The sequence below is a fragment of the Pseudomonas sp. 3MA1 genome, from assembly GCF_029237275.1.
In the GTDB taxonomy this organism is placed as follows: domain Bacteria; phylum Pseudomonadota; class Gammaproteobacteria; order Pseudomonadales; family Pseudomonadaceae; genus Aquipseudomonas; species Aquipseudomonas fluorescens_AP.
This window is the reverse complement of record NZ_JAACFX010000023.1, coordinates 1-13,903: the sequence shown is the minus strand read 5'-3', so window position 1 is coordinate 13,903 and position 13,903 is coordinate 1. Positions and strand designations below refer to the sequence as shown.

Genomic DNA, 13,903 nt, shown 5'->3' with positions numbered 1-13,903 from the left:
TGGAACCACCTGATCCCATCCCGAACTCAGAAGTGAAACGATGCATCGCCGATGGTAGTGTGGGGTTTCCCCATGTGAGAGTAGGTCATCGTCAAGATTAAATTCCGAAACCCCAATTGCGAAAGCAATTGGGGTTTTGTCTATTTGTAGAAGTGACTGATTTTGCTGATACGTTCGATGTTGAGTCCAACGGATCGGCCACAGAATTTCTTGACGACCATAGAGCGTTGGAACCACCTGATCCCATCCCGAACTCAGAAGTGAAACGATGCATCGCCGATGGTAGTGTGGGGTTTCCCCATGTGAGAGTAGGTCATCGTCAAGATCAAATTCCGAAACCCCAATTGCGAAAGCAATTGGGGTTTTGTTTTTGCGCTCAATAAAGTGCTGATCAACCGTCCGCTATGCCCGAGCACCGTCGCTGCTCTATCTATGGCCCAAGCTATCAATCGTTTTGCTTGCTGACGCGCCGCTGAAAAGGGTTGGCGAAGGCTCTGGAACACCGTTCGGCGGGATTCGGCAAATTTAGGCGAGTAATTCAGATAAATCTCTAAGGGTTCGGGTGTTCTTGCCGAAAGCCTGATGAGACATGCGTGCACCAAAGTAGAGCGACTCGTCGCCTGCACTGTTACATGGAATGTTGCTTTACGGACGCATCCCCATTTTCGGCATAAGAAGTCCCATGAAATGAATCTCAAGTTCAGCCATAAAATCCTTTTGGCCGCCTCCGGCGTAGTGGTTCTGGCTTTTGCGTTGTTCACTTTGTACAACGACTACCTGCAACGAAACACTATCCGACAGAACCTCGAATCATCCATTCAGCAGGCCGGTGAGCTCACCTCCAGCAGCGTGCAGAACTGGATGAGCGGACGGATCCTGGTGCTGGAGAATCTGGCACAGAACGTTGCTCACCAGGGCCATAACGCAGACTTCCCGGGCCTGGTGGACCAGCCGGCCTTTACCTCGAACTTCCAGTTCACCTACGTTGGCCAGGCCAACGGTACCTTCACCCAGCGTCCCGACGCGAAAATGCCCGATGGCTACGATCCGCGCCAACGGCCCTGGTACAAACAGGCCGTCACCGCCGACAAGACCATGCTGACTCCGCCCTACATGGCGGCTGTCGGTGGCCTGGTGGTGACCATCGCCATGCCGGTGAAAAAGCAGGGTGAACTGCTGGGCGTAGTCGGTGGCGACCTGAGCCTGGAAACCCTGGTGAAGATCATCAACTCGGTGGACTTCGGTGGCCTGGGCCACGCCTTTCTGGTCAGCGCCGATGGTCAGGTGATTGTCAGCCCGGACAAGGACCAGGTGATGAAGAACCTCAAGGACATCTACCCCGGTGCCAACGTGCGTATCGCCAGTGGCAACCAGGAAGTGGTCCTGAACAAACAGGAACGCATCCTGTCCTTCACCCCGGTGACCGGTCTGCCGAATGCCGAGTGGTACATCGGTCTGTCCATCGACAAGGCCAAGGCCTACGCGCCGCTGAGCCAGTTCCGCACATCCGCCTTGATCGCCATGTTTATCGCCGTGGCGGTGATTGCAGTGCTGCTGACCCTGTTGATCCAGGTACTGATGCGCCCGTTGATCACCATGGGCCGGGCGATGCAGGACATTGCCCAGGGCGAGGGTGACCTGACCCGTCGCCTGGTGGTGGAAAGCAAGGACGAATTCGGAGAGCTGGGCAGCTCTTTCAACCAGTTCGTCGAGCGGATTCACGCCTCGATCTCCGAAGTGTCCTCCGCCACTCGTCAGGTACATGACCTGTCGCAACGGGTGATGGCTTCGTCCAACGCGTCGATCATCGGTTCCGACGAGCAGAGTGCCCGCACCAACAGCGTGGCAGCGGCGATCAACGAACTGGGGGCCGCCACCCAGGAAATCGCCCGCAACGCCGCTGATGCCTCGCAGCACGCCAGCGGCGCCAGCGAGCAGGCCGACGACGGTCGCCAAGTCGTGGAGCAGACCATCCAGGCCATGACCGAGCTGTCGCAGAAGATCAGCCTGTCCTGCACCCAGATCGAAACCCTGAACGCCAGCACCGACAACATCGGGCACATTCTCGATGTGATCAAGGGCATCTCCCAGCAGACCAACCTGCTAGCTCTCAACGCTGCCATCGAAGCGGCCCGTGCCGGTGAAGCCGGTCGTGGCTTCGCGGTGGTCGCCGATGAGGTGCGCAACCTGGCCCACAGGACCCAGGAATCGGCGGAAGAGATTCACAAGATGATCACTTCCCTGCAGATCGGTTCGCGCGAAGCGGTATCGACCATGAATGCCAGCCAGCTTTCCAGTGAAGAGAGCGTCGAGGTGGCCAACCAGGCCGGTGCACGGCTGATCAGCGTGACCCAGCGAATCGGCGAGATCGACGGCATGAACCAGTCGGTGGCGGCGGCCACCGAGGAGCAGACGGCGGTGGTGGAGACCCTCAACGTCGACATCAACCAGATCAACCTGCTCAACCAGCAGGGCGTCGCCAACCTCAATGAAACCCTGAAGGACTGCGATGCGCTGTCGCAACAGGCCAGCCGCCTGAAGCAACTGGTGGACAGCTTCAAGATCTGAGTTCTCCCGGGGCCTTCCCTCAAGCCCGCTTCTGCATCACTGCAGGGCGGGCTTTTTCATGGACGCGGTTCAGATCCGGTGTTCAGCCAGCAGGCCCAGGTGAGTATTGATCACCTGCAGCAGGCGCTGGCGTTGGGACTTGATGAAAAAGTGGTTGCCGGCCACTTCGATCAGTTCGAATTCACGCCCGGTGAACTCACGCCAGTTGAGCATATGCTTGGCCGTCGCCAGCGGGTCTTCGCTGCCGTAGAAGGCCGTCAGCGGGATATCGAGGCTGCCGCTGGAGGTGTCGTACCAGGTTTCGAAGAGCTTCAGGCCATTGCGCAGCAAGCGCTCGTAGGACTGCAGGTCACTCTGCCCCCGGGGCATCTCCAGCGGGCTGGCACCCAGGGTCAGGATGGCCTCGCGAAACGCCTCGATGGGCAGCGAGTGCAACAAGGGGCGGCGCGGCAGGCTGTCGGGGCTGCGGCAGCCGGAGACGAACAGGTGGCGCGTCTGCCGGGGGAAGCGCTCTTGAGCGTACTTGCAGGTTTCGTATGCCAGCAACGCGCCCAGACCGTGGCCGAACAGCGCGTGGGGTTCGCCGAGCCAGGGATCGAGGGCCGCGAAGGTGTTTTGCAGCAGGCTCGGCCAGTTGTCGTAGGGCGCCTCGTCACGACGCGGCCCGTGCCCGGGCAGGTTGATCACCACCAGCTCGATATGATCGGCCAGGCTGTTGGACCAAACCCGCAACTGCTCCGCAGCCGCCCCGGCCTGTGGAAAGCAGATCAGGCGGATTCGCGTGGCTTGCCCTGAGTTGATCACCAGCGTCCATTGTCGGGTGTCGGTGTACACAGCTTTTCCTTAAGCAAGGTGGCCCGCGGGCGGCTTCTTGGTGCAGACAAGAGGCTGTTCGACGGGGGACGTCCCAGTCCGTGAATGGCGTCTAACATAGTGGCTGACGCTGCTGAATGCACGTGGCGACAGGGGAAATTCGTCGGCTGCCGCTCAAGGTAAAAACGCGGCTTGACGCTATTGTGTGAATGACCCGTGCAGGGCCTTCCCCGGTGGCCAGTGATTGTAAGGTGCCATTGTCTTTTGCCGGGCCAGCCTTCACCATCAGCCGATTTACGACAGCTCCCATGGACTCATCGCATTGGCGGCACGTTTAGCTCTCTCTCGGACCCTGCGCTGGTTCTGCTCGGCACTGCTGCTGGCCGGGGCGCTTTTGGGCAGTCTGCACGCCGACTGGGATTTTTCCCTGATCAGTCGCCGTGCCACGGCGCTCTACGGTCCCCTGGGCGAGGGTCAGCAACGTATCGATGCCTGGCAGCACCTGCTGGCGACGCAGAAGCAGATTCCCGAGCGCGAGCAGCTGAAAGTGGTCAACCTGTTCTTCAACAAGAACATGCGCTACGTGGAAGATATCGATCTGTGGGGCCAGGTGGACTACTGGGAAACCCCGATCCAAGCCCTGTGGAAGGGCGCCGGCGATTGTGAGGACTACGCGATCGCCAAGTACTTCAGCCTCCGCCACCTCGGGGTGTCCAGTGACAAACTGCGCATCACCTACGTCAAGGCATTGCGCCAGAATCGCGCGCACATGGTCCTGACCTACTATTCCACTGCGGACGCCATGCCGCTGGTGCTCGACAGCCTGGAGGACACGATCCGCCCGGCCAGCGAGCGGACCGACCTGTTGCCGGTGTACTCCTTCAATGCCGAAGGCTTGTGGCTGCCGGGTGCCAAGGGCAACAAGCGGGTCGGTGACACCAAGCGCCTGTCCCGTTGGCAGGACGTGTTGAAAAAAATGCAGGCCGAAGGTTTTCCGGTCGAGACGACTAACTAGGAGCACGAGCTCAGATGTCTTTGTTCAAACAGCTGTTGATCGCAATCTGTGTGTTCCTGGTGGTCGCCTTCAGCGGCAGCTTCATGGTCAGCCTGGAAAGTTCGCGCACCCAGTATGTCAATCAACTGCGCTCCCATGCCCAGGATGCGGCCACGGCCCTGGCCTTGTCGCTGACGCCGAACATCGATGACCCGGCGATGGTCGAGCTGATGGTCAGCTCGATCTTCGACAGCGGCTATTACGCCAGCATCCGGGTAGTGGACCTGGCCACCGACAAGACCATCGTCGAGCGCAGTGGCATTCCCGAGGTCGGCAATGTGCCCCAGTGGTTCGTCAAGCTGATCGGCCTGGAGCCGGCCGGCGGCGACGCCATCGTCAGCCGTGGCTGGGAGCAGGCGGCGCGGGTCGAAGTGCTCAGCCACCCGATGTTCGCTGTGGCCAAGCTCTGGCAGAGCGCCCTGGGCAGCCTGGGCTGGCTGCTGATCTGCGGCGCGGTGAGCGCGGTGCTCGGCGCCCTGTTGCTGCGGCGTCAGCTCAAGCCCCTGGACTACATGGTCCAGCAGTCCCACGCCATTGCCCGGCGCGAATTTCTCAGCCTGCCGCAATTGCCGCGCACCCCGGAACTGCGGCGGGTGGTGCAGGCCATGAACCAGATGGTGGAGAAGCTCAAGGCCCTGTTCCAGGAGCAGGCCGAACGCAGTGAAAAACTGCGCATCGAGTCGTATCAGGACAGCCTGACCGGGTTGGCCAACCGACGTTATTTCGAGATGCAGCTGCATGCCCGCGTCAGCAACCCGGAGCAGGCCAGCTCCGGTTACCTGTTGCTGTTGCGGGTCAAGGACCTGGCCGGCCTGAACCAGCGCCTGGGGGGCCAGCGCACCGACCAATTGCTTAAGGCGGTGGGGGAGCAACTGCTGCGCGAATGCAACAAGTACCCCGAGACCCACAACCTGGTGACCCGGGTTCGCGGTGGCGAGTTCGCCGTCCTGGCGCCGGGGCTGGTGCGTGATGAAGCCATCCAGCTGGCCCAGAACCTGGAAAGCGCGCTGGGCAACCTGTATGCCACGGGTGCTACCGATGTTGCCGGCGTGGCTTCCATCGGCCTGGCGGCCTTTGCCCACGGTGACTCGCCCCAGGCGGTGCTCAGCCTCGGCGATCAGGCCCTGGCCCAGGCCGAAGGCCAGGGCGACACCCACTGGGCCTGCCTGGATCAGGGCGTCGGTGCCCAGGTCGGTGACGATCACCATGCCTGGCATACCTGGTTGGACCGGGCGCTGTCGGAGCAACGCTTCCAGCTGTACTTCCAGCCGGTGGTGGCGACCCAGGACACCGCGCGGGTGCTGCATTACAAGGTGCTTTCACGGCTGCTGGACGAGCAGGGCCAGACCATTCCCGCCGGCCGCTTCCTGCCGTGGCTGGAACGCTTTGGCTGGACCTCGCGCCTGGACGTGCTGATGCTCGAGCAGGTCCTCAAGCAGATGAGCGGACATGAAGACAGCCTGGCCCTGAACCTCTCGGCGGCGACCCTGGAGAATCCCCAGGCCCTGAACCGGGTCATGGATATCCTGCGCCAGTACTCCGACCTCGGGCCGCGCCTGACCCTGGAGATCGGCGAGGAACAGCTGCCCGAGCAGGTCCAGCTGGAACAGTTGACCCGGCGCCTGCGGGAACTGGGCTTCTCCCTCAGCCTGCAGCGCTTTGGCGGGCGCTTCAGCATGATCGGCAACCTGGCCCGCCTGGGCCTGGCCTATCTGAAGATCGACGGCAGCTACATCCGCAACATCGACCAGGAAAGCGACAAGCGCCTGTTTATCGAGGCTATCCAGCGCGCGGCCCACAGCATCGACCTGCCGTTGATTGCCGAGCGAGTCGAGACTGAGGGCGAGCTGCGAGTGATTCGTGAGATGGGCTTGTACGGCGTGCAAGGGCAACTGTTCGGCGAACCGGCGCCCTGGAGTTGAAAGCGCTGTCGCCGGCAAGCCGTCTCCTGGCGTAGGAGCCGGCTTGCCGGCGAAGAGTCTCAGATCAATCCGGTTTCATCATCGTTGATCAACCGGCTCAAGCCCCCCAGTGCCACCCGGGCCTGGGTACGATCCATCAGCTTGGCCTGGGCCGCCGCCGGCAGATCGGTGACGCGAATCACGCCCTTGCTGGTCAGCACCTGAATCAGGTCGTCCAGAACCCGGATCATCTCCAGGTCGCTCTGCTTGAGTTGCTTGAGGCTGACCTCCACCGCTTCATTGGCGAACCAGGTCTGGATCTCGAGATGATCGGCAGGCAGCGTCTCGGTCGCCTCGGCGTAAGCGGCGGCTTCCACGCGAATCAGCTGACCTTGCGCATCGCGTTGCACGTAGAACATGGCAAATCCCTCAGGCTTTTTATTCGGCGTCCGGCGCTCAGCGACCTGGGCCAACGCCACATCCAGCGCGTGAGTATGCGGTGCTCCGCGACAATCGTCACGGCGCAGGTTGTCGGCCAATAGCCGGCAACCACCCGCAAGGGGTGGCTGCCGGTCACTCATCAGCTGTTGTTGTGATCGATCTTGATGGTCGGGTCGCTACCGGCGATCAACGAGTGGATGTTGGCATTGGACCAGTTGTTGCCTTCCAGCTTGATCGTCACGTCGGCGTTGGCCAGGCCGCCGGCGGCGTTGAGCTTGCCTTCGGAGCTGACCTGCAGGGTCGAGACCCCGTCCACGGTGGTGATCTTGAGGAAGTTGTCGATGGTGCTGGCGCTCTCGCCCTGCAGCAGATCCCGCAGGTCGATACGGTCACCTTCGCTGGCCTTGAAGTCCTTGATCACATCGTTGCCGGTATCACCCGCCTTCCAGACGAAGGTATCGGCACCCGAACCGCCAATCAGGATGTCGTTGCCCTGGCCACCGATCAGGGTGTCGTTGCCGGTGCCACCCAGCAGGATGTCATTGCCCCGGCCACCGTCCAGCAAATCGTTGCCGCCCTGGCCGAAGAGAATGTCATTGCCGTCGCCGCCCAGCAGGGTGTCGTTGCCGTCATGGCTGCCGGACACATCGAACTCGGTGTAGTGCTCGGTGATGTACTGGTGCACGTTGCTGGTGCTGACCTGACTGACATCGACCCCGCTCTGCTTGGCCACGTAGGCCTGCATGGCCTGGTAGCCCTCGCCGGCGATGCCGTTGAAGCTCACCAGGTCGCCGAACAGGATGTCGTTGCCATTGCCGCCGCTGACGGTGTCCGCGCCGGGCATGGTGGCTTCGGTGTGGCCGATGATCGAGTTGGCCAGATCGTTGGGGTCGATGTTGGTCTGCGGCTTGCCGTCGCTGTCGTAAGGCTTCAGGTCGTTGAGGCTGACATCGCTGTTCAGGCCGATGGCTTCCACCTGGGACAGTTTGCTCAGCAGTACGAAGCCGTCATTGGAGTTGCTGGTGGTGGCCGAGTTGGTGCTGTTGCCGCTACCCGCCAGGCTCGACAGCTCATAGGTGCCGTCACCCTGGGCGTGCAGCGTGCCCAGGGTCTTGCTGCTCCAAGAGTTCCAGCCACTGTTGTAGGTCTGCAGGATCGTCGTGCCGTCGCTGTTGACGCTGAGGTAGTGGGTGTTGTCGATGTACTTGCCAAAAGTGTCCCCCAGCTTGTAGTTGCTGGTGGTCACCACATCGTCGAGGCGCACGTTGCTGTACAGCGTCGGGTTGGTCTGCTCGCCGCTCTGGTAGTAGGTCGGCTTACCGTCGGTGATGAAGTACGTCAGGTTGGTGGCGTTGGTATTGCCGGTGGCCTGGCTGCTCTGGAAGAAGTTGGCCGTGGCCTTGAACACGTCTTCATAGTTGGTGCCGCCGCCGGAGGACATCGAATCCAGTACCGCCTTGAGCTGGGCCAGGGCATTCGGATCGTTGAGGTTCACCGATACCGACTTGTTGACCTGGGTATCGAAGTCGGCCAGGAAGATGTTCACGGTGCCCGAGCCGGCGCTGCCGATGCTGTTCTTCAGGGTATTGAACACCGAGGTCAGGGAGTTCTTGGCCGCGGTGATCGAGGCGCTGCTCATACTGCCCGAGCTGTCCACCATGAAGGCGATGTTGTAGTTGGTGCCCGGGACCACGGTCAGGCCGCCGATGTCCGCGACCACGATGTCGTTGCCGTCGGTGCCGGTGACGGTATCGTCGCCGGAGGTGGCAACCACCGCATTGTAGGTGGCCGGGTAGACCTTGACCGGGATCTGCGCCGAGGTGCTGGCCGAACCGCCCAGGGACTCGGTGGAGGTCGAGGTCACGTTGAGGTTGAACGAGCCGTTGTAGTAAGGCGGCGGGGTGACCGTCAGGTTGCCCAGGTTCCAGCCGGTGACGTTGGCTTCGCCGGAGGTCGCGGTGGCGGTGAAGGTGTGCCCGGCACCGTCGCTGAGCACGGAGCCTGCGGGAATGCCGCTGATCTTCACGCTCAGGGTTTCCGAACCGTCGGTATCGGTCAGCCCGGTGCTGATCTTCGACAGATGCACGCTGCCGCCTTCGCCGCCTTCGTTGAGCTTGTAGCCGTCGTAGTAACCCTCGCCGTTGGTGCCGTGCAGGTCGGACACCGAAACCCCGGCGTTGGTCAGGTCGGTGACCCCGGTGTACAGCGGCACGCCGGCGTTGCTCAGGTCTACCGGGACCCCGCCGTTGACCGACAGGTTGACGTCGTAGTTGCCTGGGCCGCTCTGGTTGTGGTGGTAGATATCGATGGTGTAGTAGCCACTGGTGGTCGGGGTGAAGGTCCCGTTGAGGTTACCGCCCGCGCCCCAGGTGGTGCTGGCCACGTTCTTGCCGCCGATGGTCACCAGCAGGCTGTCATCGCCGGTGCCGGAGAAGGTGTAGGCCTTGCCGGCTTCCAGGTAGATCAGGCCGGAGGTCTTCGACGCGGTGCCCGGGGTGATGTTGCCGTCGGACTGGACGTTGGTGGCCAGGCTGCTGCTGTTGGGCGTGCCGGCGGCGTCGATCACCGATTTCAGGGTGCTGGCGGACGCACCGCTGCCGTCGGTGCCCAGGCCGCTGAGGCCGGTCCAGACTTCCTTGAGCAGGCCCACCGAGTTCACATTGTTGCCGGCCACGCTCAGGGTCGGGGCATCGGCCACTGGGGTGATGTCGACGGTGACCGTACCGGTGCTGCCCAGGGCCTGGCCATCGGTTGGCTGGAACTTGATCTGGGCGTAATCGGCCTGCTGGTTGCCCACGCCGCTGCCGCCGTAGCCGTTGGTGCCGGATTCGTTGGCGTCCGGGGTGAAGCGCAGCTTGCCGGCATCGATATCGGCCTTGCTGATGGTCTGGTTGTTGGCCACATCCTTCCAGGTCGAACCGTCCAGGTATTGCAGTTTGCCGTCACTGGGCAGCTGGGTGATCTTCACCCCGAGGCTGGACGCCGGGCTGTCGACGTCGCTGACGCCGAAGTTCGACCAGGTCAGGGCCAGCGGGGTGTCTTCGCTGCCGGTCACGGCGCCGCCGGTGGCGGTTGGGGCGTCGTTCACCGCCACCACATTGACCGTGGTGGTGGCGACGTTGGAGTAGTTGCCGCCGTCGGTCACGGTCACGGTGATGGTCCGTGGCGTGGTGCTCGGGTCTTCACTGTTGTTGGTGAAGGTGATGTTCTTGATCTGCTGCATGTAGTCGGCCAGCGTCGCGTTGCCCGACAGAGTCAGCGTGATCGAACCGTCCTTGCTGTTGGCATTGATGTTGATGCCGTTGACGCTGTTGCCCAGGTTCAGCGAGTCCCCCGGCTGACGGTTGGTCAGCACGATGGTGGCGCCGGTGAGCATGGTGCTGTCCGGATCGGTGATGCTCAGGTCGGTGTCGGCGATCGACACGCCAGGGCCCGCAGTGCCTTCGGTGAAGGTGACCTTGTAGTCGGCCCCGGTGGCGCCGCTGGAGTTGTTGGCGTCCAGGTCGATGACCGGCGGAGCATCGTTGTCGATGATCGAGGTGGTGACGCTGTTGTTGCTGCCCACCACCAGGTTCTCGAAGTTGCCACCGGTGGCCGAGTCGATCTTGACCACGAAGTTTTCCGTGCCTTCGGTGATCTTGTCGTCAATGGTGGCGACGTTGAAGGTGGCGCTGCTGGCGCCGGCCGGGATCTTCACGGTGTACACGCCGCTGAAGTCCGAGCCGTCGGTGGCGGTGCCGCTGTAGCTGATCTTCAGGGTGACTTCGGTCTGTGCCGGGTGGGTCAGGCTCACGGTGTAGCTGGCGGTCTGGCCTTCAGTGACCGAGGTGCTGCCGGTGATGCCCACCGAAGTAGTATCCACGGTGTCGGTCACGTTGGTCACCGCTGGCGTGGTGTCCGGCACCAGCTTCTCGAAGTTGCCCCCGGTGGCGCTGGTGATCGAGGCATTGACCTTGCCGGCGTCGATATAGACGTCGTCAGCCGGCGCCGCAACGGTGACGGTACCGGTGGTCTTGCCGGCGGCGATGTTGATCACCGCGCCGTTGCTCAGAGTGACGGTCACCGGAGTACCGGCGGCGTTGGTCAGGGTCGCGGTGTAGATGATCGAACCGCCTTCAGCCACGGTGCCGGTGGCGCTGAGGCTGACGCTGGTGGTGTCGATGGTGTCGGTCACGGTGGTGCTGACCGGAGTTTTATCCGCCACCAGGTTTTCGTAGTTGCCGCCGCTGACGTTGGTGATGGAGTTGGTCAGTGGGGTGTGGCCAACCAGCACGTCATTAGGCGCGCTGATGCTGACCGAACCAGTGGTTTCACCGACTGGAATGGTGATTTTTTCGCCATTGGCCAGGGTCACCACGACCGGCGAGCCGGTAACCGGAGCGGTGACGGTGGCAGTGTAAGTGACGTTGCCACCTTCAGCCGCGGAAGGCGTGGCCTTCAGCGATACGGTGGAGTTGTCGATGGTGTCGGTGACGTCAGTCACGGCTGGCGTGGTGCTTGGCACCAGTTTTTCGAAGTTGCCGCCTTCGGCTTTGGTGATGGTGGCTTCGACTTTACCGGCGTCTTTGTACACATCGTCGGCTGGCGCGGCCACGGTGGCGGTGCCACTGGTTGCCCCGGCGGCAATGGTGATTACGGCACCGTTGCTCAGGGTCACGGTGACCGGAGTACCGGCGGCATTGCTCAGGGTCGCGGTGTAGACGATCGAACCGCCCTCGGCCACCGACGGTGTAGCGCTGAGGCTGAGGTTGGTGGTGTCGACGGTATCGGTCACGGTAGTGCTGACCGGGGTCTTGTCGGCCACCAGGTTCTCGTAGTTGCCGCCGCTCACATTAGTGATGGAGTTGGTCAGCGGGGTGTGGCCAACCAGTACATCGTTAGGCGCCGTGATGCTCACCGAGCCGGTAGTTTCACCGACCGGAATGGTGATTTTTTCGCCATTGGCCAGGGTCACCACGACCGGCGAGCCGGTAACCGGAGCGGTGACGGTGGCAGTGTAAGTGACGTTGCCACCTTCAGCCGCGGAAGGTGTGGCCTTCAGCGACACGGTGGAGTTGTCGATGGTATCGGTCACATCGGTGACGGCCGGCGTGGTGCTTGGTACCAGCTTCTCGAAGTTGCCGCCTTCAGCCTTGGTGATGGTCGCTTCGACCTTGCCGGCGTCCTTGTAGACGTCATCGGCTGGTGCCGCGACGGTAGCGGTGCCGGAAGTGGCGCCTGCGGCAATGGTGATTACCGCACCGTTGCTCAGAGTGACGGTCACCGGAGTGCTGGCGGCGTTGCTCAGGGTCGCGGTGTAAACAATCGAACCGCCTTCCGCTACCGAAGGTGTAGCCGACAGGGACAGATTGGTGGTGTCGACGGTATCGGTCACGGTGGTGCTGACCGGAGTCTTGTCGGCGACCAGGTTCTCGTAGTTACCGCCGCTGACATTGGTGATGGAGTTGGTCAGCGGAGTATGGCCAACCAGCACGTCGTTAGGCGCGCTGATGCTGACCGAACCAGTGGTTTCGCCGACCGGGATGGTGATCTTCTCGCCATTGGCGAGGGTCACGACTACCGGCGAGCCGGTAACCGGAGCAGTGACGGTGGCGGTGTAAGTGACGTTGCCACCTTCGGCCGCGGAAGGCGTGGCCTTCAGCGATACGGTGGAGTTGTCGATGGTATCGGTCACATCGGTGACGGCCGGCGTGGTGCTTGGTACCAGCTTCTCGAAGTTGCCGCCTTCAGCCTTGGTGATGGTCGCTTCGACCTTGCCGGCGTCCTTGTAGACGTCATCGGCTGGTGCCGCGACGGTAGCGGTGCCGGAAGTGGCGCCTGCGGCAATGGTGATTACCGCACCGTTGCTCAGAGTGACGGTCACCGGAGTGCCGGCGGCGTTGCTCAGGGTCGCGGTGTAAACAATCGAACCGCCTTCCGCTACCGAAGGTGTAGCCGACAGGGACAGATTGGTGGTGTCGACGGTATCGGTCACGGTGGTGCTGACCGGAGTCTTGTCGGCGACCAGGTTCTCGTAGTTACCGCCGCTGACATTGGTGATGGAGTTGGTCAGCGGAGTATGGCCAACCAGCACGTCGTTAGGCGCGCTGATGCTGACCGAACCAGTGGTTTCGCCGACCGGGATGGTGATCTTCTCGCCATTGGCGAGGGTCACGACTACCGGCGAGCCGGTAACCGGAGCAGTGACGGTGGCGGTGTAAGTGACGTTGCCACCTTCGGCCGCGGAAGGCGTGGCCTTCAGCGATACGGTGGAGTTGTCGATGGTATCGGTCACATCGGTGACGGCTGGCGTGGTGCTTGGTACCAGCTTCTCGAAGTTGCCGCCTTCGGCCTTGGTGATGGTGGCTTCGACTTTACCGGCGTCTTTGTACACGTCATCGCCTGGCGCGGCGACAGTCACTGTGCCGGTGGTTTTGCCAGCGGCGATGTTGATCACGGCACCGTTGGACAGGGTCACAGTGACCGGAGTACCGGCGGCGTTGCTCAGGGTCGCTGTGTAGACGATGGAACCGCCCTCGGCCACCGATGGTGTAGCGCTGAGGCTGAGGTTGGTGGTGTCGACGGTATCGGTCACGGTGGTGCTGACCGGGGTTTTATCCGCCACCAGGTTCTCGTAGTTACCGCCGCTGACGTTGGTGATGGAGTTGGTCAGCGGAGTATGGCCAACCAGTACATCGTTAGGCGCAGTGATGCTCACCGAGCCGGTAGTTTCACCCACTGGGATGGTGATCTTCTCGCCATTGGCGAGGGTCACCACAACAGGCGAACCGGTGACCGGAGCGGTGACAGTCGCGGTGTAGGTGACGTTGCCGCCTTCGGCCGTCGAAGGCGTGGCCTTCAGCGATACGGTGGAGTTGTCGATGGTATCGGTCACATCGGTGACGGCCGGCGTGGTGCTTGGTACCAGCTTCTCGAAGTTGCCGCCTTCAGCCTTGGTGATGGTCGCTTCGACTTTGCCGGCGTCTTTATAGACGTCATCAGCCGGAGCCGCGACGGTAGCGGTACCGGAAGTGGCGCCTGCGGCAATGGTAATTACCGCACCGTTGCTCAGGGTCACGGTGACCGGAGTACCGGCGGCATTGCTCAGGGTCGCTGTGTAGACGATGGAACCGCCCTCGGCCACCGA

The 13,903-nt window shown here is 62.2% G+C and carries 5 protein-coding genes, 2 rRNA genes and 1 pseudogene; 5 read left to right on the top strand and 3 right to left on the bottom strand.

Annotation, left to right across the window (positions count from 1 at the left end; all coding sequences use genetic code 11):
- The 3 genes from rrf (GWQ44_RS30720) to GWQ44_RS30710 all read left to right on the top strand — a co-directional run.
- Positions 1-97, top strand: a 5S ribosomal RNA gene (rrf, locus tag GWQ44_RS30720); the annotation flags it as partial.
- 112 nt (positions 98-209) lie between these two features.
- Positions 210-325, top strand: a 5S ribosomal RNA gene (gene rrf / locus GWQ44_RS30715).
- 362 nt (positions 326-687) lie between these two features.
- A complete protein-coding gene (locus tag GWQ44_RS30710) occupies positions 688-2,568 on the top strand; it encodes a methyl-accepting chemotaxis protein (RefSeq protein ID WP_016962588.1) in 1,881 nt (626 codons plus the stop codon).
- Between the two features lie 69 nt (positions 2,569-2,637).
- On the opposite strand, the gene GWQ44_RS30705 is transcribed toward GWQ44_RS30710, so the two are convergent.
- Positions 2,638-3,402, bottom strand: coding sequence for an alpha/beta fold hydrolase (locus GWQ44_RS30705; protein ID WP_275929096.1), 765 nt, complete (start codon positions 3,400-3,402; stop codon positions 2,638-2,640).
- Between the two features lie 301 nt (positions 3,403-3,703).
- Between GWQ44_RS30705 and lapG the strand changes: the two genes are divergently transcribed.
- Both lapG and lapD read left to right on the top strand, forming a co-directional pair.
- Entirely contained in the window at positions 3,704-4,396 is a 693-nt protein-coding gene (gene lapG / locus GWQ44_RS30700) for a cysteine protease LapG (protein WP_016962586.1), read from the top strand.
- Between the two features lie 14 nt (positions 4,397-4,410).
- On the top strand, positions 4,411-6,357 hold the full coding sequence (gene lapD / locus GWQ44_RS30695; RefSeq protein ID WP_275929095.1) for a cyclic di-GMP receptor LapD: 1,947 nt from the start codon (positions 4,411-4,413) through the stop codon (positions 6,355-6,357).
- A gap of 59 nt (positions 6,358-6,416) precedes the next feature.
- On the opposite strand, the gene GWQ44_RS30690 is transcribed toward lapD, so the two are convergent.
- Entirely contained in the window at positions 6,417-6,755 is a 339-nt protein-coding gene (locus GWQ44_RS30690; RefSeq protein ID WP_016962584.1) for a hypothetical protein, read from the bottom strand.
- Between the two features lie 161 nt (positions 6,756-6,916).
- A pseudogene (locus GWQ44_RS30685) lies at positions 6,917-13,903 on the bottom strand (LapA family giant adhesin); the annotation flags it as partial.

Coding starts and splice junctions, on each gene's coding strand:
- lapD (WP_275929095.1), top strand. CDS start 4,411: ATGTCTTTGTTCAAACAGCTGTTGATCGCAATCTGTGTGTTCCTGGTG.
- GWQ44_RS30690 (WP_016962584.1), bottom strand. CDS start 6,755: ATGTTCTACGTGCAACGCGATGCGCAAGGTCAGCTGATTCGCGTGGAA.
- GWQ44_RS30710 (WP_016962588.1), top strand. CDS start 688: ATGAATCTCAAGTTCAGCCATAAAATCCTTTTGGCCGCCTCCGGCGTA.